Here is a 21,174-nt window from a genome sequence, read left to right as displayed (position 1 = left end):
GCGATGTCGCTTTCTGCCTTGCGCTGGGGCGCACTGCTGGCCGCGATCGCAGCGGCAGTGGCCGCGTCATTGCAGGCGCTCGCCGTCCCGGGTCCTTGGTCGCTCGTGGCCGCCGCATTGGCGGCCGCAGCCGCAGCGGCAGTGTTCGCGTCCGGCGCGCCGCTGCGCGCGCAGCAGCACGCGCTCGAGGACGCGCAGGCCCAGGCGCATCGCGATGCCCAGGCCTGCAAACAGTTGCAACGCGAGCTCGATGCGCACACGCATCTGGAGCAGCAGCTGCGACAGGCCAAGACCGCGGCCGAATCGGCAGTGCTGGCCAAGGGTGAGTTCCTGGCCACGATGAGCCACGAGATCCGCACGCCGCTCAACGGCATCACCCCGATGCTCGACCTGCTGCTGCACGCGCCGTTGCCGGTCGACCACCTCGAACTGGTCCGCACCGCCTACCAGTCGGCGCAGCAGATGCAGCGCATCGTCGATGACATCCTCGATTACTCCAAGCTCGAATCCGACCGGCTGGACCTGGAGGTCACCGGCTTCAACCTGCGCGAGTTGCTGCAGAGTGTGATCCAGCCGATGGATCGCCAGGCGCGGGCCAAGGGGCTGCGCATGCAGTTGCAGATCGATCCAGCCGTGCGGCTGGCGGTGTGCGGTGATCCGGTCCGGCTGCGCCAGATCCTGAGCAACCTGCTCAGCAACGCGGTGAAGTTCACCGAACGCGGCGGCATCACCGTGGACGTGCGGCGTCTGGGCGAGACGGCCACGCACCACCGGCTGCGTTTCGAGGTCCGCGATACCGGCATCGGTATTCCGGCGCAAAGCCAATCGCGGCTGTTCCAGGCCTTCAGCCAGGCCGATGCGTCGACAACGCGGCTCTACGGCGGCACCGGGCTGGGCCTGGCGATTTCGCGGCGGATCGTCGAACTCATGGACGGCAGCATCGGCGTCACCTCTGCGGCAGGCGCCGGATCGACGTTCTGGTTCGAGATCCCGCTGCGCAAGGCCCGCGGCGACCTGCAGACGGGTGCCGGCGCATCGGGGCCGGGCGCGGCGCTGCTGCTGACCGTCGATCCGCGCCTGCGCGCCCGCCTGTCGATGCTGCTGGCGGACTGGGGCCTGCGCGTGCAGGCGGTCGAAACCACGCACGAAGCGCTCGAACTGCTGCGCCAGGGAGCGGGAAGCAGCGCGGCCGCGGCCTGGTCGATCGTCGTCGCCGACCTGGCCGGGCTGCGTGATGCCGGCATGGCGCTGCGCCGCAATCTCGCCCGGCCTGCCGACTACGGGCAACCCCGGCTGGTCTGCTTACAGGGAGACGAGCCGATCGACGGCCCGGACGACGACGCCATCGTGCTCCATCGGCAGGCGTCCGACGTGCGTCTGCGCGAGGCGGTGCTGGGCGAGACGGTGCCCGGTGAGGCAACGGATACCGGGCAGCCCGAACCGATGCTGCCTGCGCGCACTGCTGTCCCCACGACGCGCAGGACACAATCGCCCACGCCCCACGCGACGCAGGCCGCCACTGCGCCGACACCTCGTGTGCTGCTGGTCGAGGACAACCCGGTCAACCAGATGGTCGGGCAGCGCTTGCTGGGCGTGCTGGGCCTGCAATGCGATACCGCCGGCAACGGCGAGATCGCGCTGGACAAGCTCATCGAGGGTAGCTACGACATCGTGCTGATGGATTGCCAGATGCCGGTGCTCGATGGCTACGCGGCGACCCGACGCTGGCGCGAGCGCGAGGCGGCCTCCGGCACCGGGCGCCGCCTGCCGATCATCGCGATGACCGCCAATGCGATGGCCGGCGATCGGCAGAAATGCCTGGACGCGGGCATGGACGATTACCTGGCCAAGCCGGTCACGCGCGGCGAGCTGGCGCGTTGCCTGGCGCGCTGGGGGTCGGCCGATGCGCAGGCGGCACCAGGGTCCACCGGCGGGACGATGCCGCCTGCCAATGAAGCCGAGATGCAGCCCCCCGCGCCAGCGACCGCTTCGAGCGTCCCGCCACCCGCGCCGGCGGTGCCGGAGGCGCCAGAATCCGATGTGCTCGACGGCGAGGTGCTCGACGATCTGCGCGAGCTGCTCGGCGACGATGTCGACCGGCTGGTGGCGGTGTTCCTCGACGACACCCCGCGCCTGCTCGCCAGCTTCAATGCCGCGGCCGCGGCGGGCGACCAGGCCACGATGCGCGAAGCGGCGCATTCGCTCAAGTCCTCGAGCGCCAATCTCGGCGCGCTGGCCCTGTCGGCCGAGGCCAAGCGGATCGAGGCAGCCGCGCGAGCGGGAACGCTCAGTGATGCCGAAGACGCGGCGCGGCAACTGGACGTGGCGTTCGCACGCGCGCGCCAGGCATTGCGGGCGCGGGTGCCGTCCGCCGGCTGATCGGCGCGCCGGACGCGCCCCCGCGCCGAGGGCGATCAGTCGTCGCCCATCTGGCTCTGCAGATAGTTTTCTTCGCCGATGCGACCGATCAGGTCGAGCTGCGTCTCCAGCCAGTCGACATGCTCCTCCTCGTTTTCGAGGATGTCGGCCAGCAGCTTGCGGCTGACGAAATCGCCGACCTGCTCGCAATGCGCGATCGCCTCGCGCAGCACCGGCAGGCCGTCCATCTCCAGCGCGAGGTCGCACTCGAGCATCTCGCGCGGCGTCTCGCCGATGCGCAGCTTGCCCAGCGCCTGAAAGTTCGGCAGCCCTTCGAGGAACAGGATGCGCTCCGACAACGCGTCGGCGTGCTTCATCTCCTCGATCGATTCCTTGTACTCATGCTTGCCCAGCGCCTCCAGCCCCCAGTGCTTGAGCATCTTGGCGTGCAGGAAGTACTGATTGATCGCCGTGAGTTCGTTGTACAGCGCCTGGTTGAGGTAGCGGATGACCTGCGCGTCGCCCTTCATCGCGGTGCGTCCTGTCGAGGGAAAGGCGCCACTCTAGCCGGACACGCGCGCAGATGAAGGAACGCGAATCGTGCGCATTCCTTCGCGTCGAATGGAACGGCGTGGCGGCCTCAGGCAGCCGAGGCGATCAGCGGCAGTTCGAACGTCGGCGCGCGCGCCGCGTGGTACTCGTCGAGCAGGCTGGCGGCCATGTCGGTGCAGCTGCCGCAGGTGGCGCCGCAACCGGTGCGCATCGTCAGTTCGGACACCTCGCGGCAACCGTGCGCGGCGGCTTGGCGAATCTGGGCGTCGGTGACGCCGTTGCAGATGCAGACGAACAAGGCTGCGGTCCTGGCCGGGGCTGGGTGTCCATTCGGCCACAAACGAGAATCACTGTCAAATGAGAAGCGTTCAGTTATGCCCGTCGGAATCCCGGTTGCGCAGCGCTTCGGCGCGACGCGCACGTCGTTGCGGACGCCGCCCACGGGCCCGCTCGACCGCAGCCTGCGGAATCGCCTGGGTCCCGGCGACCTTGCGCGCGTACGGCGCCAGATGCCGCAGCGCGCTGACGTAGACGCCCCGCTTGAACACCACCACATGGTCGAGCGGGTACCAGAAATCCACCCAGCGCCAGTGGTCGAACTCGGGCTTGTCCGACAGGTCGAGCCGCAGGTGGGTCTCCTCGCCGACGAATTGCAGCAGGAACCAGACCTGTTTCTGCCCGATGCAGACGATGCGGTCGTTGCGGCGGATCGCCCGCTGCGGCAGGCGATAGCGCAGCCAACCGGGCGTGGCCCCAAGCACAGACACGTGCTCGGGCAGCAACCCGGTCTCCTCGCGCAGCTCGCGGTACATGGCCTCGAGCGGCGTCTCGTCGGTATTCATCCCGCCTTGCGGGAACTGCCAGCCGTCGCGACGCACCCGACGCGCCCAGAACACGCGCCCGTCCGGGTGCATCAGCACGATGCCGACATTGGGCCTGAACCCGTCCGGATCGATCACGATGCGGACTCCTAATACGATTGACTGAGCGTCACTGTGCTCGACTCTGCCACGGGTCCGGCGGGGCGACAAGCGGTCGCAGCCTCGGCGCGCGCCACGCCCGCGGCGGCCTTGCATGGCGGCGTTCAGGTCGGGGCGCAGGATCTGCGCGCCGGGTCTTGGCGGGGGGGGAAGCGTCGCGCCGCCGCGGCAGCGGCCCGTGCCCCTGCGCGCTGCTCCCAGGCGCGAACGCAGGCTCGCATGGCGCCACAGACGAAGGACCCAGGTACGCGACCGTGCGCCGGTGCCGGGCGCGATGGCAGGCAGACCGCAGACAGCAAAAACCCGCCGGGCGGCGGGTTCTCGAGGAAGCCCCGATGGTGGCTATGGGTGGACTCGAACCACCGACCCCAGCATTATGAGTGCTGTGCTCTAACCGGCTGAGCTACATAGCCATCGGGCGCCGTCGCGTTCGCGACGAGCCGCGCATTCTGCAACGCGCGGCGGCCCGCGTCAACGGGCCACCGCCCTCGCCTCAGCGGGCGACGGATGCCGCCGGGGTCTCGCGCAGGCCCAACTGGTCGAGCATGAAGGCGTACATCTCGGCCGACTCGCGGTAGCGGCGGAAACGGCCCGACTTGCCGCCGTGGCCGGCTTCCATGTTGGTGCGGAACACCACCGGATGCGTGCTGGTGTTGACGTCGCGCAACCGCGCCACGTACTTCGCCGGCTCCCAGTACTGGACCTGCGAATCCCACAGCCCGGTGCCGACGAACATCGCCGGGTAGGCCTTGGCTTGGAGATTGTCGTAGGGCGAGTAGCCGAGGATGTAGTCGTAGTAGCGCTTGTCCTCCGGGTTGCCCCATTCGTCGTACTCGTTGGTGGTCAGCGGGATGCTCGGGTCGAGCATCGTCGTGACCACGTCGACGAACGGCACCTGCGACAGGATCACCCGGTACTTCTCGGGCGCCATGTTCGAGATCGCGCCCATCAGCAGGCCGCCGGCGCTGCCGCCGTAGGCGGCGACGCGATCGGACGCAGCGTAGCCGCGCTTGACCAGGTCGTCGGTGACGTCGATGAAATCGGTGAAGGTGTTGACCTTGTTGAGCAGCTTGCCGTCGTCGTACCAGGCGCGGCCCATTTCCTCGCCGCCGCGGATGTGCGCGATCGCATAGACCATGCCGCGGTCGAGCAGGCTGACGTTGGTCACGCTGAAGCCCGGATCCATCGATGCGCCGTAACTGCCGTAGCCATACTGCAGCATCGCCGCCGTGCCGTCCTTCGCGAACCCCTTGCGGTAGACCAGCGACACCGGCACGCGCTGGCCGTCGCGCGCGGTCGTCCACACCCGCTCGGTGACGTAGTTGGCCGGGTCGTAACCGATCACCGCCTGCTGCTTGAGCTGGCGGCGCTCGCCGGTGCGCGTATTGACCTCGAACGTCGTCGCCGGCGTGGTCAGCGAGGTGTAGCTGTAGCGCAGCCAGTCGGTGTCGGGCTCGGAATTGATCGACAGGCCCATCGCGTAGGCGGGCTCGTCGGCCTGCACGAACGTGTCGCTGCCATCGGCCTTGAGCACACGCACGCGGGTCAGCGCCTGCGCGCGCTCTTCGATGGCGGTGAAGCCGTCGAACAGTTCGTAGCCTTCGATATAGACGTCGTCGCGGTGCGGTACCAGATCGGTCCACTGCTGACGCGAGGTCGCATCGCTGGGCGCGGTGACGAGCTTGAAGTTCGTCGCCTTGTCCGCATTGGTGCGGATCACCCAGCGGTCACCGTGGTGGTCGGCGTCGTACTCGACGTCGCGCGCGCGCGGAGCGAGCACGGTGAACGTCTCGGGATTGTCGGCCGGGGCATAGCGCAGTTCGCTCGACACGGTGCTGCCCAGGCCGATGACGATGAAGCGGTCGTCGCGCGTGCGATCGATGCCCATGTAGAAGCTGTCGTCCTTCTCCTCGTAGACCAGCACGTCGTCGGCGACCGGCGTGCCGAGCACGTGCTTCTTCACGCGCACAGTGAGCAGGGTCTCGGGATCGTTCTCGACGTAGAACAGGGTCTTGCCGTCGTCGGCCCAGACCAGGTTCGCCGACACGCCGGGAATGGTCTCGGGGTAGACCTCGCCGGTCTCCAGGTTCTTGAAGCGCACCGTGTACTGGCGTCGGCCGTTGGTATCGTCGGCATAGGCCAGGATGCGGTTGTCACGGGTCACGTCCCAGTCCCCGACCGCGTAGTAATCCTTGCCCTCGGCGAGCTGGTTGACGTCGAGCATCACCTGCTCGCCGGCGAAATCGCCCTTGGCGTTCGCGGCCTGGATCGACAGCGCATCGACCCCAGGCCCGTCCGCGCGGCGCGCATGGACCGGGTAATCCTTGCCGGTCTCGAAGCGCGCGTAATACCAGAAGCCGCGATCGCGGTACGGCACCGAGCTGTCGTCCTGCTGGATCCGGCCGACGATCTCGTCATAGAGACGGTCCTCGAGCGGCTTGAGCGGCGCGAGCACCGTGTCGGCATAGGCGTTCTCGGCGTTGAGATACGCCAGCATCGCCGGGTCCTCGCGCTTGTCGTCGCGCAGCCAGTAGTAGACATCCTCGCGGGTCGCGCCGTGCGGTGCCTTGACAGTATGCGGGCGCTGCTCGGCGTCGGGTGGGGCCGGCTCGGCGGCGTGGGTGGCGGGAGAAGCGCTCATCAGGCTCAGACTCGTCAGGATCGGCGCGGCCAGCAACGTGGCCGCGCGGGGGAAAGATGTCTTCATAGGTGGGTCCACTCGCTGCCGATGCAACGTCAGAAAGAACACCGGCCGCGAAGGCGGCCGGTGCGCGATGGCATCACTTGCCCAGTTGCTGCCACAGGAACGTCAGGTAGAGCGCATCCATGTGCGCCTGCTGGCGGTTGTTCGCCGCGCCGCCATGGCCGCCCTCGATGTTCTCGTAGTAGCGCACGTCCTTCCCGGCCTCCGACATCCTGGCCATCATCTTGCGGGCGTGGCCGGGGTGCACGCGGTCGTCGCGCGTGGAGGTCAGGATCAGCGTCGGCGGATAATCCTTGGCCGGATCGAACAGGTGATACGGCGAGAAGGTGCGGATGAATTCCCACTCTTCGGGCTTGTCCGGATTGCCGTACTCGGCCATCCAGGATGCACCGGCGAGCAGCTGGTGATAGCGCTGCATGTCGAGCAGCGGCACCTGGATCACGACCGCGCCGAACAGCTCGGGATACTGAGTGAGCATGTTGCCGGTGAGCAGGCCGCCGTTGCTGCCGCCGCGGATGCCCAGATGCGCCGGCGAGGTGATCTTGCGGGCGATCATGTCCTGCGCGACGGCCGCGAAGTCCTCGTAGGCCTTGTGGCGGTTCTGCTTGAGCGCGGCCTGATGCCAGCGCGGGCCGTATTCGCCGCCGCCGCGGATGTTGGCGACCGCGTACACCCCGCCCTTCTCCAGCCAGCCCTTGCCCACGCCGCCCGAGTAGCCGGGGGTGAGCGAGATCTCGAAGCCGCCATAGCCGTAGAGCAGCGTCGGGTTGCTGCCGTCGAGCGCCATGTCCTTCGGGCGCACCAGGAAGTACGGCACGCGGGTGCCGTCCTTGGACGTGGCGAAATGCTGCTCGACTTCGTGCGTGGACGCGTCGAAGAACGCCGGCATCGTCTTCAGCGTGTCCGGCGCCCGGCCGCTGCCGACCTCGGCGAGCATCAGCGTGCTCGGCGTGAGGTAGTCGGTGACCGTCATCCACACCGCATCCGATTCGTCGCTGTCGACCGCGGTGACCGCGACCGTGCCCAGTTCGGGCACCCCGGCCAGTGCGCTGCGCGCCCAGCCGTCGGCGCCCGGGGTCAGCACGGTGAGCCGGTTCTTGACGTCCTCGAGCACGTTGAGCACGAGGTGATTCTTGGTCCAGGTCGCGCCGGCCAGCGAGGTGGTCTGGGTCGGCTCGAACAGTGCTTCGAACTCGCGCTTGCCGGCCATGAAGTCGTCGAACTTCGTCACCAGCAGCGAACCGGCCGGATACGCATGACCGCCGACGTTCCAGGCCTCGCGCAGTTCCAGCATCAGCCAATCGCGATGGACCGACTTGTTCGCCGAGTTCGGCGCGTCGACCTTGGTCAGCTGACCGGACGCGCCTGCGCATCCTGCGCCCGCGCCACTCGCACATCGATGTGCATCGTCGGCGCCGCGCAGGTAGAGCTCATCGTTGTAGAACGCCAGGGTGCGGCTGACGAAGTCGCGCTCGAAGCCGGGCGTGTCGTCGCGCATCGCCGCGATGTACATGTCGTCCGGCTTGCCCTCGTAGACCAGCGTGGCCTGGTCCATCGACTGGCCGCGCGCCAGCTGCTTGACGATGCGCGGGTAGCCCGAGGACGTCAGCGAGCCGTCGCCGAAATCGGTATAGACGTAGACGTTGTCCTGGTCGATCCAGCCCAGGCCGCCCTTGGCTTCCTCGCGGAAGAAGCCGCCGTCGACCCACGACTTGGTGGACACGTCGAACTCGCGCGTTACGTCCGCGTCGGCGCCGCCGCGCGAGAGTGCGATCAGGCAGCGGGTGTAGGCCGGACGCAGGCAACTGGCACCGTGCCAGACCCAGTTCTCGCCCTCGGCCTTGTTGAGCGCGTCCAGATCGAGCACGGTCTCCCACTTCGGCTGCGGCTTGCGGTACTCCTCGAGCGTGGTGCGGCGCCAGATGCCGCGCTCGTGGTTCCGGTCGCGCCAGAAGTTGTAGTACCACTCGCCCTGCTTGTAGGCGACCGGGATCTTGTCGTCGGAATCGTAGATCGCCAACAGGTCGGACTCGAGCTGCTTGAACTCGGGCGTGGCGGCCAGTTCGGCTTCGGCCTTGGCGTTCTGGGTGCGGACCCAGTCGAGCGCCTTGTCATCGGTAACGGCTTCGAGCCACTGGTAGGGATCGTTCACGGCAGGCTCCTGGGCGGATGCGGCGCCCATCGCGAGGCCGGCGGAGATCCCGGCGGCGAGGCAGAGCTTGGACAACGGGGACATGGCGCCTCCGGCGGGCGGGGATCTAAGTAACCGCCAACGCTAGCACGGGCATCGGCAGCCGCCGCATGACCAAAGTCATCCCTTTCGGGCACACGGCCTCAGCGGCCCAACGGCAACCAGCCCGCCGCCGCGAGCGCGGCACGCAGCGGTGTGGCCGGCCGGCGGCGCGGCGCGGGACGGCGTGCCGCCTGGGCAAGGCCTGGCCGACGCCGCCGCAAGACCGCTGACGAGGCCAGCTTGCGGCGGCGCGGCAGGCGAAGCACGCACCAGGTGAGCCAGGCGGCCGCGGGCATGCCGACCAGCCACAGCGGCGGCCAGCCGACCACGGCGACGCCGCTGCGCAGCCCGGGAAACGACAGCAGCGCGACACTGCCCAGGAACAGCAGGCCGAGCAGGCCGGCGCCGAGAAGGGCACGGGGATCGGAGGCAGGCGGTTCGAAGACATTCGACATGGCGGCAGAGCTCCCAGCGCCCGGATCGGGCCGTGCGGAGAGTCTGGGTCGCGGCCATCTCATGGATTGCGACATCGCAACCGATGGCCACGGGACATCGTGTCCTGCCCTTGCGCCGTGCAGTGCCGCCCTCCGGCAGAACGGCAGCCTGACTGCCGCCAGCATGCGGCGGGCGCACGCCGGGGCGCAGCGCTGATCGTGCGAACCGCGCCGATCAGCGCTCGTACTTCGACAGCGCCAGTTCCAGCAGCGAGCGGGCCTGCTCGCTCAGCGCGACGGGCTCGGCGATCTGCGCATCGGCGCCGTAATGCAGCACATCCATCAACAACTCGCGCGCATTGCTGTAGGGCACCTTGAGCTCATAGCGGCCATCGGGCAGGAACCGGCCCTGCTGCTGCGAATGCCAGTGCTCGTCGGCAACCCAGCGCGCGGCACGGGCCTCGAACAGGATCGTCGCCACGCCCTTGGGCGGCCCGGAGAAGATGCCGTAGCTGCCCGCCAGGTGGGTGTCGAGCTCGGCATCCTCGATGTCGCGCGCCTGCCCGGACAGCATGCGCGCATTGGTGATGCGATCGACCGAGAAGCTGCGCAACGCGTCGCGGTCGTGGTCCCAGGCATCGAGATACCAGTTATCGCGGTAGTGAGTGATGCGCTGCGGGGAGACTGTGCGGCGGGTGCGCTCGTCGGTCGAGCGGGCGCGGTACTCGAACGCGAGCTGCCGACGCTCGAGCACCGCCGAGCAGACGTTGCGGAAGGCATGCTCGTCCATGCGTCGGCCGCGATGTGGCACCACGCGCACCCGCTGCACAGGCCACTGCTTGCCGGCCGAGTGTTCGTCGAGCAGCTTCTCGATCCGCGACTGCAGCGGCGCCAGCGCGCTCGACAGCACCCCGCCGCCGCTGCGCGAGAGCAGTTGCTGGGCGGCGAGCAACGCATGCAGTTCGCCCGAGCTCAGCCACAGCCCCGGCAACTCGAAGCGATCGCCCTCAGCGCTGTCGTAGCGAAAGCCTGCGTCGCCATCGCCCACGACAGGCGCCATCAATGCGTCGCGCAGAAACGCCAGGTCGCGATAGACGGTGGCGCGCGAGCATTCCAGTTCGTCCTGCAGCCTGGCCACCGTGACCGGGTAGCGCGAGGTCTTGAGGATGCGGTGCAGCGAGAGGATGCGTTCGTATCGGTCCATGGGCCGATTATGGCCCGTCGTCGAGGCCCGCGGCGCGATGGCGCGCCGGATAACCACTCGCTAACGGGTCGGTCCTAGACTCGCGCGCGGATCAGGAGACGGCCCGACATGACGCCCCCAAGACGCGAGCGCACCGGCGGGATCGCCGCAGGACTCACGCTCGCCTGCCACCTGGCGGTCCTGGCCTGGCTGCTGTCCGGGTCTGTCGAGCCACGCAAACCTCGCACAGACGACCGCCGGCTCCAAGTGATCTGGGTCGACCCCGTGCCACCTGCCGTGTCTGTCGTCCCAGCGCCTGTGTCCGGCGCGGCGCAGGCGCCGCTGGTGCGTTCCGGGCCATCGACCACAGCGACACCACGGTCCAGCCTGACTGCGGTCGAGATCGCGCCGGCCGCTCCCGCCGACGCCCCCGCACCGGCGACACCGCTACACGCCCAGGCCAGGGCGTGGGCACGCGCCCAGACCGCACCGGTCGATTTCATCCCCGACCCACTGCGCCATCGTGCGCCGCCGCGTCCCGATGGCGCGTTCGCGATGCGCGCGCCGATCTCGGCGCAGGACGTGGTCGAGGGCATCGGCGCCCTGGTGTTCGGCGGCGGGCCGACCGATCCTTGCCCGCAGATCCGCCGCAATCTCGCCAATGCCGACCTCGGCGCCGGGCGGGCGTTGGCGGAGGAGGAACTGCACCGGCTGCAGCGCGACTGCCTGTAGCGGGACGCGCGCGACTCAGTCGCGCGCGCCGACCTCGCGCACGTGGGCGAGCGCCGCGGCGGCGACGCGTGCGGCCTGGCCGCGCAACTCGGGCATCGCGATGCTTTCCCACAGCGTGCCGATCCGCGGGATCCCCAACGTCCACAGCCCCGGCACCGTCGCGCCCGAGCGGTCGCGCACACCACCGACATCGTCGGTGTCGATGCCCATGCCATGCGGCCCGGGCCGTGCGATCCCCTGCGCGTATAGCGCTGCGGGCAGGGTGCCGGGCACCTGCGTCGGTCGCTTCTCCAGTCCAGTGGCGTTGACGACGCGATCGACCACGAGGCGTTCGCCGTCGCTACGCCGACGGCGACGCCAGTCGAGCTGCCACCGCCCGTCATCACGCGCCGCAACCGCCGTCACCCGGCCGGCATGCAGCGAGAAGCGGCCATCGCGGCGCATCGTGTCGACTACTGCAGCCGCCTCGGGCGCGATGCGATGCCGGTGGATGTCCCAGTGACGCACGCCGTGGCGCAAGAAGCGGGCCTGCTCGGCCGGCGGCCAAGCCTGCCACAGCGCCTGCACCTGCGGGCGCAGCCGCTCGAGCGCGTCCTGCCACGGCCGACCCTCGGCCTGCGCCTGGGCAGCCCATTGCCGCAACAGGCGCATGCGCGCGCGCGCGCCCAGCGGCAGCAGCGGCTCGACGCCGCCGGCCTGCGGCACCGTTCCGGGCGCGTGGGCCAGCGGCATCAGCCCATGGCGCGAGATCGCGACGATCCGCCCGCGATGCCCGTTGGCATGCAGCGTCAACAGCACGTCGACCATGCTCAGGCCCGCACCCACGATCGCGACGTCGGCCTCCGGCGCGATCGCAGCGACCGCCGCGTAGTGCCAGGCGTCGATCGTGCCGGGCGCGGCCGCACTCGCGCCGGATACCGGCAGCGCGGCCGGCACCCCGCCCGTCGCCAGCACCACCGCCCGCGCGCGCAGCGCGGTGTCTGCGTCGGTGCGCAGTGCAAAGCCGGACGCGGCCGGCCGCACCGCGTCGACGGTCTCGGCCAGGTGCAGCAGCGTGCCGGCCTGCGCGCAGCCTGCCAACCGCGCCTGCAGGTAATCGCCGTACACGCGGCGCGGTGCGAACGTTGCCGGCAACGTCTCGGCCGGGCGTGCCGCCGCGGCTGGCGCCTCGCGCAAGAACGCCAGGAAGTCGTCCGGCCGATCGTCGAATGCGCTCATCCGCGCAGCATTCACATTGAGCAGGTGCTCGAAACGCGGCGTCGAGTACGCCACCCCCTCGGCCAGGCGCGGACGCGGCTCGACCAGCGCCACGCGCAGGCCCGGGGCCGCGAGCAGGTGCAGCGCCACCAGGGCGCCGGCCGCGCCGCCACCGATCACGGCGACGTCGACATCGGGAGGAGCAGACTGGGGCACGGCGAAATCCTTGGACGCGGACCAGGCATTATCGCGCGTCCCGATCCGCCGCCCGGCCGCCCCGGACTGCGAACCGATAGCTGAACCCGGCACGCCAATCGATGGCCCTTCGGGTTGGAAGGATCGGATGCGCTCGGCATAATCGGCTGTAATCGATTTCATGAATGGCTGTCATGCTCGCTGGCTGGTGGCTGGCTTTTGCAGGCCTGCCGATCTACACACAACCGCTCCCGGCCGCGCCGGAGCAACCGGCCGTGCTCGCCGTGGCGACGCGCCAGGTGCCGTTGCGTCGGCCGTGCTTCCGGCTCAAGTGCACCGATGCGGAATGGACCGCAAGTGCAGCGCGGCGCCGGATCTGGGCCCCGCGTGCACCCGGCGTGCGCCCCAAGTCCGTCGCGCCCCCTGTCATCCGCCTGCCCGACCGTCCGGCGATCGCGCTGTACTCGCCATTCGCGCAACGCGACAGCTTCCGTTCCGGCGGCAACCATGTGAAGTGGGACACCAGCTACGGGATCGAGGCGATCCGCAGCCCCGAGACCTCGCTGCGGTTGGAGTTCGGCACCGGCGTGCGCATCGAGCCATACACCGATTTCGGTACCGCGGTACCTGGGCCGGTCGCCCGGGGCCAGGTCCAGTTGTCGCAGGAACTCGGCCGCCGCGCGTCGTTCACCCAGCAGGTGCAGGTCGAGACCGGGCGCGAGAACACCTTCGTGCGGCAGCGGCTGGCGTTCGACTACGAGCTATTTCCGCAGTGGACGCTGCGCTCGGACTTCGAGCTGCGCCACGACACCCTGGGCAACGGCGGCCGCGGCAGTACCAACACAGAAAGCTCGCTGAAGGTGCAGTACCAGTTCTGACCGACGGCCTACGCGGTCATGCCGCCCTCAACCGGGCAGGAACGCGCCGGCGCCGCCTTCGAGCAGGCGGGCGGCCACCGCCGACCCCAGCGCCTCGCCCTCGCCTTCCGGCGCCTCGCCGCCGGCGCGGACCGCGCGGCCGTCGATGGCCGACCCGACCAGCCCGTCGAGCAGGATCCGCCCGCCGTCCAGCCGCGCGAACGCGGCGACCGGGACGTGGCAGCTGCCATGCAAAGCGCGGTTCATCGCGCGCTCGGCCTCGACGCAGCGGCGCGTGGGGCCATGGTCGAGCGCGGCCACCAGGGCCTGCAGTTGCGGCGTGTCGTCGCGGCATTCGATCGCGATCGCGCCCTGGGCCGGTGCGGGTAGCCAGTCGGGCGCATCCAGGCGTGCACGGATGCGGGTGTCCAGGCCGAGCCTCTGCAGCCCGGCGCACGCCAGCACGATCGCGTCGTACTGTCCGCTGTCGAGTTTGGCCAGCCGGGTGTTGACGTTGCCGCGCAGGTCCAGGATCTCCAGGTCTGGGCGACGCGCCCGCAGCTGCGCCTGGCGCCGCAGCGACGAGGTGCCCACGCGCGCGCCCTCGGGCAAGGCGTCGATCGATGCAAACGTGTTGCTGACGAAGGCATCGGCATGGTCGGCGCGCGCCAGGATTGCCGGCAGCGCGAACCCCGGCTCGAGTTCCATCGGCACGTCCTTGAGCGAATGTACGGCGCAGTCGGCATCGCCGGCCTGCATCGCGATCTCCAGCTCCTTGAGGAACAGGCCCTTGCCCCCGATCGCGGCGAGCGACCGGTCGAGCACCTCGTCACCGCGCGTGCTCAACGGCACCAGTTCGACCTCGAGGCCGGGATGGCGCGCGCGCAGGGCCGCGGCGACGTGTTCGCTCTGCCACAACGCGAGCGGGCTCTTGCGGGTGGCGATACGCAGTCGTTCCATCCAGCCATTATCGACGATCCCGGCACCGGGACGCGAACCGCTCAGCGATGGCTAGAGCTGGCGCACCGCGTCGCGCAGCTGCGACACACAGCGCCGGCTGACCTCGAGCGTGCGCTCGGCATGGCGCAGCACGGCATGGACGTGGCCCTCGGCATCGCGGCGCAGTTCCAGCAGTTCGTTCCGCGCGACGAGGCAATTGCGGTGGATGCGCACGAAGCGGTCGCCGAACTCCTCTTCGAGCGACTTGAGCGATTCCTCGACCAGATCCTCGCCGCGCGCGTGATGCACCACGACGTACTTCTCCTCGGCCTGCAGATAGCGGATGTCCTCGACTGGAATCAGCCGGAGGCTGCCGCGCAGCCTGGCACACAGGTGGGTGCGCTGGCGGTCGGCGACGACCGATGCGGCCTGCCGCCCCGCAACGAACGCGCGCGCGCGCTCGACCGCCGCCTGTAGACGCTCGGCGCGCACCGGCTTGACCAGGTAATCCACCGCGGCCGCTTCGAACGCCTTGAGTGCATGGGCGTCGTAAGCGGTGCAGAACACGATCGCCGGGCGCGGCTCGAAGGTATTGAGATGCCGGGCCGCTTCCAGTCCATCGATGCCCGGCATCGCGATGTCGAGCAACACCAGCGCCGGCGCATGTGCCGCGCAGGCGTCCAGCGCCGCGCGGCCATCGCCGACTTCGGCGACGACCTCGACGCCCGGCACCTGCATCAACAATGTCCGCAGCCGCTCGCGGGCAAGCGGCTCGTCGTCAGCGATCACGACCTTCATGGTCTTCCGCTCTCCTCAAGGCACCGTGCCCGGGTCCACCGACCCGCCCTTGCGATGGTGCCCCGACGGGCATCCGCATGCCAGCGGGCCGGTGCGCGGGACGCTGACGGCGCTGCAGGCGCCCTGCCACGGCAAGGCCGATCGCGTTGCATCCCGCGCCACGCCCGCCGCACATGCGGCGATGCCGCTGTCAGCCGGCGAACCGCGCGCCCAGCCAGTCGCCCAGATCGGCGATCTCTTCGGCGCACACCGAGTGCGGCATCGGATAGGTCTGCCACTGCACATCGAAGCCGAACTGGCGCAGCAGCGCGGCGCTCTGCTGCCCGGCGATCGCCGGGACCACCGGGTCCTGCGTGCCGTGCGCCATGAACACCGGCTGCGCGACCGCGCCCTTGACCAGGGCATCGTGCGCAGTGGCGGCGGCAGGCAGGTAGGTCGACAGCCCGACCAGCCCGCCGAGCGGAACGCCGCGGCGCAGCCCCGCCGCGAGCGTGATCGCGCCGCCCTGCGAAAAGCCGGCCAGGATCACTCGCGCCGGCGGGACACCGCGCTCGGCCTCGCGAGCGATCAGCGCGTCGACCTGGGCCACCGACGCCTGCACACCGGCCTCGTCGGCGCGATTGTCCAGGTCGATATCGACGATGTCGTACCAGGCCCGCATGCGCACGCCGTTGTTGATCGTCACCGGGCGCACCGGCGCGTTGGGAAACACGAAACGCAGGGCCGGCCAGTCGGGGCGGACGAGCTCGGGCACGATGGGCGCGAAGTCGTTGCCGTCGGCGCCCAGGCCGTGCAGCCAGATCACGCTCCACGCAGGCGCAGGCCCGGTCTCGCGTTCGATGCAGTCGAGCAATGCGGTGTCGTCGTTCATTGGAATGTCGTCGTGGGACCGCCTGTCAGTGTAAGCGCTGGTCCCGCAGGCGGCATCGCGTCAATCCGCGCGCGACGCCACCGGCGCCTCGGCCTGCGCCCGCAGTTCGCTGGCACGCAGCAGCACGCGCGGCGGCGCCGCCTCTTCGGGCGTGGCGAACAGGCGCGCCCGGCGCATCGCCAGACCGATTCGCCGCGACGAGGTCAACCGCACGATCGGAATCGAGCCGGCCAGGCCGATGATCATCGGCGACATCCACAGCGCCAGCCCCGGCGATATCCACCAGGCGACGATCCCCATGCCGACACCGAGGACCGTGGTCCCGCGGTAGCTGCGCCACAGCTCGCCGTAAGTTTGCCGCCCATCGTCGCGCTGCTGGGCGTCCCAGCCCGAATCGCGCCCTGCCAGCACCTCGGCCACGCCGCGCGACTGCACGTACATCGTGACCGGCGCCATCAGCGCTGCCAGCACGTTCTCGATCAGCAGGCTGACGAACCCGCGCACGGCCCCGCCGCAGCCACGGCGCATGCGCGCATCGCTCAAGGTGGCGACGTAGCCGAAGATCTTCGGCGCGAACAACAACACCATCGTCAGCACGAACACGCCCAGGAAGCGGCCGTCGTCGATCGCCATCCAGTAGCCTGCGGCCGAGAAGCCGCCTTCGCCGGGCATGCCGTGCTGCAGCGGCACTGCAAGCCCGACCAGGATCAGCATTGCCCACAGCGGTGCGGTCAAATAGTGGCCGATGCCGATCAGCATGTGCCAGCGGTTGACCCAGTGCAGGCCGCGCGCCGGCAGCACGCCGCCGTGCTGCAGGTTGCCCTGGCACCAGCGGCGATCGCGGATCAGCATGTCGGTCAGCGTCGGCGGCCCTTCCTCGTAGCTGCCCTCGAGCGTCGGCACCATGTGCAAGGCCCAACCGCCGCGACGCAACAGCGCCGCCTCGACGAAATCGTGGCTGAGCACGGTGCCGCGGAAAGGGGTGGTGCCATGGAGCTCGGGCAGACCGCCATGGGCGGCGAACGCGGCGCTGCGGATCATCGCGTTGTGGCCCCAGTAATTGCTTTCCGCGCCGTGCCACCAGGCCACGCCCTGGGCGATCACCGGGCCATACATGCGGCCGGAGAACTGCTGCATCCGCGCGAACATCGTCGTGCCGTTGACGATCACCGGCAGCGTCTGGATCAACGCGACATCGTCGTGACGCTCCATCGCACCGACCAGGCGTACCAGAGTGTCGCCAGTCATCAGGCTGTCGGCATCAAGGATCAGGAACTGCGGATAGCCCCCGCCCCAGCGCCGCACCCAATCGGCGATGTTGCCGGCCTTGCGCTCGCGGTTGTCTTCCCGGCGCCGGTAGTAGAGCGTGACGCCCAGATCCAGCGCACGCAGCCGCGCAAAGGCCTGCAATTCACGTGCGTGGATGCCGGCATCGCGGGTGTCGCTGAGAACGAACAGATCGAACCGATCGCCCTGCCCCGTCTCGGCCAGGGATTCGCAGATCGCCTGGACCCCGGCGAACAGCCGCTCGGGGTGTTCGTTGTAGGTCGGCATCAACAACGCGGTGCGCGAGGCCAGAACCGGCAACGGATCCCGGGCATCGATACCCAGCCGCGCCGGCCGGCGCAGCAGCACGATCGCAAAACCCGCCAGCGAACTGGCGAACGACTGCGCGATCCAGGCAAACAACGGCACGAACACCGCCAGCAGCAAGCCCTCGAGCACATCGATGCCGCCGATCCGCAACAGCCACCAGATCTGATAGGTGGCCAGGACGGTCAGGCCGCCGGTCACTCCCACGATCGCAGCGCGCCGCCAGCCCATCCCGCGCGGCGCGCTGGGCAGGCTCGGCGACACCAAGCGCCCGGTGCGCAGCGACTGCACCGGCATGGGAATCGGATGTTCGGGCGGCAGAGGCGCCGGCGACGGCCGGATCCCCGGCGGTGCAGGCGCGCTCATGCGCTGTACCGCAAGGCGCGCTCGGAGCTGGCGGAGCGCGCCACAGCTGCCGCCAATCGATCAGGGTCGAGCATCATCGTTCCGCCGCATCGCATTCAGGTAGTGCCGCAATGTAACGATGCGGATGTAAGGGTTTCGCGAAACGGTGCGCTGGCTGGTGGGCCCACCAGGACTCGAACCTGGAACCAAAGGATTATGAGTCCTCTGCTCTAACCATTGAGCTATAGGCCCGTGCCGGACGCATCGTACCAAGCCGGGCTCTGTGCACACCACGGATATCAACTCAGCAGCACTCGCCTGGCCCCGCGACGCATCTGTGGCGGAGGACTTGGCGCAACTGCACCGTCTGCGGCGCTGAACCGATTTCTCGAGTAGCTGGTGGCGGCCTGGCGGCCGGTGGCTGCGTCAAGCGCGCCATGGATAGCGCGCGCCCGAGTCAAGGCAGGATGCCTTGCCGAGGGAAGAGCGGCTACCGGGCGGCGGGCTGCTGCCCGCCCGAAGCAAGCAGGCGACCGGACCTTCCGAAGTAAGTCGGGCTGGTGCCCGCGGCAAACAACGAAGCGGCGCAAAGAAAAACCCCCGCCGGATAACCGGCGGGGGTTTTGGGTAAAGACCCTGGCGATGACCTACTCTCGCATGCTAGATGCACACTACCATCGGCGCATGTACGTTTCACTTCCGAGTTCGGAATGGGATCGGGTGGTTCCATACAGCTATTGTCACCAGGGAGAGGGTGGAGGGTCGCCGGCCGGTCGATATTTCGAGGGAATGCTCCGCTCGAATTGGGACCGACAGCGCTCACGCTCTCAGAGGTTGGGAAGTAGCGAACATTGGGACGACTGTACGTGTCGTAGGGCCAAGGATGCTTCGGATTGCGAAGCAACTTGAGGTTATATGGTCAAGCCACACGGATCATTAGTACTGGTTAGCTCAATACATTGCTGTACTTACACACCCAGCCTATCAACCACCTGGTCTTGATGGTTCCTTCAGGGGAGTCAAGCTCCCGGGAGATCTCATCTTGAGGCGCGCTTCCCGCTTAGATGCTTTCAGCGGTTATCGCTTCCGAACATAGCTACCCGGCAGTGCCACTGGCGTGACAACCGGAACACCAGAGGTTCGTCCACTCCGGTCCTCTCGTACTAGGAGCAGCCCCTCTCAAATCTCCAACGCCCATGGCAGATAGGGACCGAACTGTCTCACGACGTTCTGAACCCAGCTCGCGTACCACTTTAAATGGCGAACAGCCATACCCTTGGGACCGACTACAGCCCCAGGATGTGATGAGCCGACATCGAGGTGCCAAACACCGCCGTCGATATGAACTCTTGGGCGGTATCAGCCTGTTATCCCCGGAGTACCTTTTATCCGTTGAGCGATGGCCCTTCCATACAGAACCACCGGATCACTAAGTCCTAGTTTCCTACCTGCTTGATCCGTCGATCTTGCAGTCAAGCACGCTTATGCCTTTGCACACAGTGCGCGATGTCCGACCGCGCTGAGCGTACCTTCGAGCTCCTCCGTTACTCTTTGGGAGGAGACCGCCCCAGTCAAACTACCCACCATACACGGTCCCCGATCCGGATAACGGACCTAGGTTAGAACGTCAAGCACGACAGGGTGGTATTTCAAGGTTGGCTCCGCTGCAGCTAGCGCCACAGTTTCATAGCCTCCCACCTATCCTACACAGACGAACTCAACGTTCAGTGTAAAGCTATAGTAAAGGTTCACGGGGTCTTTCCGTCTTGCCACGGGAACGCTGCATCTTCACAGCGATTTCAATTTCACTGAGTCTCGGGTGGAGACAGCGCCGCCATCGTTACGCCATTCGTGCAGGTCGGAACTTACCCGACAAGGAATTTCGCTACCTTAGGACCGTTATAGTTACGGCCGCCGTTTACCGGGGCTTCGATCAAGAGCTTCGCCTTGCGGCTGACCCCATCAATTAACCTTCCGGCACCGGGCAGGCGTCAGACCCTATACGTCCACTTTCGTGTTTGCAGAGTCCTGTGTTTTTGATAAACAGTCGCAGCGGCCTGGTCACTGCGGCCCTCGATCGCTCTAGCTCGCACGAGCCACGATCAAGGGCGCACCTTCTCCCGAAGTTACGGTGCTATGTTGCCTAGTTCCTTCACCCGAGTTCTCTCAAGCGCCTGAGAATTCTCTTCCTACCCACCTGTGTCGGTTTACGGTACGGTCTGCATAAGCTGAAGCTTAGGGGCTTTTCCTGGAAGCGTGGTATCAGTCACTTCGCTCTAATGAGCTCGTCTCGGTGCTCGGAGTTAAAGGGTCCCGGATTTGCCTAAGACCCACTCCTACCGCCTTTCTCCAGGACAACCAACGCCTGGTAGACCTAACCTTCTCCGTCCCCCCATCGCACTTATGCGAGGTGCTGGAATATTAACCAGCTTCCCATCGACTACGCATTTCTGCCTCGCCTTAGGGGCCGACTCACCCTGCGTCGATTAACGTTGCGCAAGGAAACCTTGGGCTTTCGGCGTGAGGGCTTTTCACCCTCATTATCGTTACTCATGTCAGCATTCGCACTTCCGATACCTCCAACGGACTTCTCAATCCGCCTTCGACGGCTTACGGAACGCTCCTCTACCGCGCACAACAAGTTGTGCACCCCAAGCTTCGGTTTATCACTTAGCCCCGTTAAATCTTCCGCGCAGACCGACTCGACCAGTGAGCTATTACGCTTTCTTTAAAGGATGGCTGCTTCTAAGCCAACCTCCTGGCTGTCTGTGCCTTTCCACATCGTTTCCCACTTAGTGATAATTTGGGACCTTAGCTGTGGGTCTGGGTTGTTTCCCTTTTCACGACGGACGTTAGCACCCGCCGTGTGTCTCCCATGCATTCTGTCCTGGTATTCGGAGTTTGCAATGGTTTGGTAAGTCGCAATGACCCCCTAGCCATAACAGTGCTCTACCCCCAGGAAGATTCACATGAGGCGCTACCTAAATAGCTTTCGAGGAGAACCAGCTATCTCCGGGTTCGATTAGCTTTTCACTCCTAATCACACCTCATCCCCTACCTTTGCAACGGGAGTGGGTTCGGGCCTCCAGTTGATGTTACTCAACCTTCACCCTGGGCATGACTAGATCACCCGGTTTCGGGTCTATTACCCGCGACTATGCGCCCTTATCAGACTCGGTTTCCCTTCGCCTCCCCTATACGGT

The 21,174-nt window shown here is 67.6% G+C and carries 14 protein-coding genes, 2 tRNA genes, 2 rRNA genes and 1 pseudogene (1 of these 19 running past the window's edge); 3 read left to right on the top strand and 16 right to left on the bottom strand.

Features of this window, described 5'->3' with window-relative positions:
• Positions 1-3 precede the first annotated feature (3 nt).
• A complete protein-coding gene (locus tag ABE488_RS04850; protein ID WP_346447348.1) occupies positions 4-2,379 on the top strand; it encodes an ATP-binding protein in 2,376 nt (791 codons plus the stop codon).
• A gap of 35 nt (positions 2,380-2,414) precedes the next feature.
• Here the strand turns inward: ABE488_RS04850 and bfr are convergent, their stop codons facing one another.
• The 8 genes and pseudogenes from bfr to ABE488_RS04810 all read right to left on the bottom strand — a co-directional run bounded on the left by bfr (position 2,415) and on the right by ABE488_RS04810 (position 10,465).
• A complete protein-coding gene (gene bfr, locus ABE488_RS04845; protein WP_346441773.1) occupies positions 2,415-2,888 on the bottom strand; it encodes a bacterioferritin in 474 nt (157 codons plus the stop codon).
• Between the two features lie 110 nt (positions 2,889-2,998).
• Positions 2,999-3,208, bottom strand: coding sequence for a (2Fe-2S)-binding protein (locus ABE488_RS04840; protein ID WP_346441774.1), 210 nt, complete (start codon positions 3,206-3,208; stop codon positions 2,999-3,001).
• A 151-nt stretch (positions 3,209-3,359) separates the two neighbouring features.
• Positions 3,360-3,869 (bottom strand): annotated as a pseudogene (locus tag ABE488_RS04835) (RNA pyrophosphohydrolase); the annotation flags it as partial.
• A 357-nt stretch (positions 3,870-4,226) separates the two neighbouring features.
• Positions 4,227-4,303 (bottom strand) — tRNA-Met (locus ABE488_RS04830).
• Positions 4,304-4,383: 80 nt separating this feature from the next.
• Positions 4,384-6,597: a S9 family peptidase gene (locus tag ABE488_RS04825; protein WP_346447347.1), complete on the bottom strand. Its 2,214-nt coding sequence runs from the start codon at positions 6,595-6,597 to the stop codon at positions 4,384-4,386.
• Between the two features lie 73 nt (positions 6,598-6,670).
• Complete coding sequence (locus tag ABE488_RS04820; RefSeq protein WP_346447346.1) at positions 6,671-8,830, bottom strand: prolyl oligopeptidase family serine peptidase; 2,160 nt, start codon at positions 8,828-8,830, stop codon at positions 6,671-6,673.
• A gap of 98 nt (positions 8,831-8,928) precedes the next feature.
• Positions 8,929-9,282 carry a hypothetical protein gene (locus ABE488_RS04815; RefSeq protein ID WP_346441777.1) on the bottom strand — a complete coding sequence of 118 codons (354 nt, stop codon included), beginning with the start codon at positions 9,280-9,282 and terminating at the stop codon, positions 8,929-8,931.
• A gap of 214 nt (positions 9,283-9,496) precedes the next feature.
• On the bottom strand, positions 9,497-10,465 hold the full coding sequence (locus ABE488_RS04810; RefSeq protein ID WP_346447345.1) for a YafY family protein: 969 nt from the start codon (positions 10,463-10,465) through the stop codon (positions 9,497-9,499).
• A gap of 276 nt (positions 10,466-10,741) precedes the next feature.
• Here ABE488_RS04810 and ABE488_RS04805 point away from each other — a divergent pair, with 276 nt between their 5' ends.
• Positions 10,742-11,176: a hypothetical protein gene (locus tag ABE488_RS04805; RefSeq protein WP_346447344.1), complete on the top strand. Its 435-nt coding sequence runs from the start codon at positions 10,742-10,744 to the stop codon at positions 11,174-11,176.
• A 15-nt stretch (positions 11,177-11,191) separates the two neighbouring features.
• Here the strand turns inward: ABE488_RS04805 and ABE488_RS04800 are convergent, their stop codons facing one another.
• Positions 11,192-12,589 (bottom strand): FAD-dependent oxidoreductase, encoded by a 1,398-nt coding sequence (locus ABE488_RS04800; RefSeq protein ID WP_346447343.1) that lies wholly within the window; start codon positions 12,587-12,589, stop codon positions 11,192-11,194.
• Positions 12,590-12,753: 164 nt separating this feature from the next.
• On the opposite strand from ABE488_RS04800, the gene ABE488_RS04795 reads away from it, so the two are divergent.
• A complete protein-coding gene (locus ABE488_RS04795) occupies positions 12,754-13,446 on the top strand; it encodes a DUF481 domain-containing protein (RefSeq protein ID WP_346441781.1) in 693 nt (230 codons plus the stop codon).
• A 27-nt stretch (positions 13,447-13,473) separates the two neighbouring features.
• On the opposite strand, the gene hemC is transcribed toward ABE488_RS04795, so the two are convergent.
• The 7 genes from hemC to ABE488_RS04760 all read right to left on the bottom strand — a co-directional run.
• Entirely contained in the window at positions 13,474-14,385 is a 912-nt protein-coding gene (gene hemC / locus ABE488_RS04790) for a hydroxymethylbilane synthase (protein WP_346441782.1), read from the bottom strand.
• Positions 14,386-14,436: 51 nt separating this feature from the next.
• Positions 14,437-15,162, bottom strand: coding sequence for a LytTR family DNA-binding domain-containing protein (locus ABE488_RS04785; RefSeq protein ID WP_346441783.1), 726 nt, complete (start codon positions 15,160-15,162; stop codon positions 14,437-14,439).
• A gap of 190 nt (positions 15,163-15,352) precedes the next feature.
• Positions 15,353-16,033, bottom strand: coding sequence for an alpha/beta hydrolase (locus ABE488_RS04780; protein ID WP_346441784.1), 681 nt, complete (start codon positions 16,031-16,033; stop codon positions 15,353-15,355).
• A 60-nt stretch (positions 16,034-16,093) separates the two neighbouring features.
• Entirely contained in the window at positions 16,094-17,992 is a 1,899-nt protein-coding gene (gene mdoH / locus ABE488_RS04775) for a glucans biosynthesis glucosyltransferase MdoH (RefSeq protein ID WP_346447342.1), read from the bottom strand.
• Between the two features lie 155 nt (positions 17,993-18,147).
• Positions 18,148-18,223, bottom strand: a tRNA-Ile gene (locus ABE488_RS04770).
• 382 nt (positions 18,224-18,605) lie between these two features.
• Positions 18,606-18,719, bottom strand: a 5S ribosomal RNA gene (gene rrf, locus ABE488_RS04765).
• A gap of 167 nt (positions 18,720-18,886) precedes the next feature.
• Positions 18,887-21,174: ribosomal RNA gene (locus tag ABE488_RS04760) — 23S ribosomal RNA — on the bottom strand (it continues 591 nt past the right edge of the window).

Source organism: Luteimonas sp. TWI662, from assembly GCF_039673825.1.
Classification (GTDB): Bacteria; Pseudomonadota; Gammaproteobacteria; order Xanthomonadales; family Xanthomonadaceae; genus Luteimonas.
The sequence above is the reverse complement of the archived record's forward strand: the minus strand, read 5'-3'. Positions and strand labels throughout refer to the sequence as shown.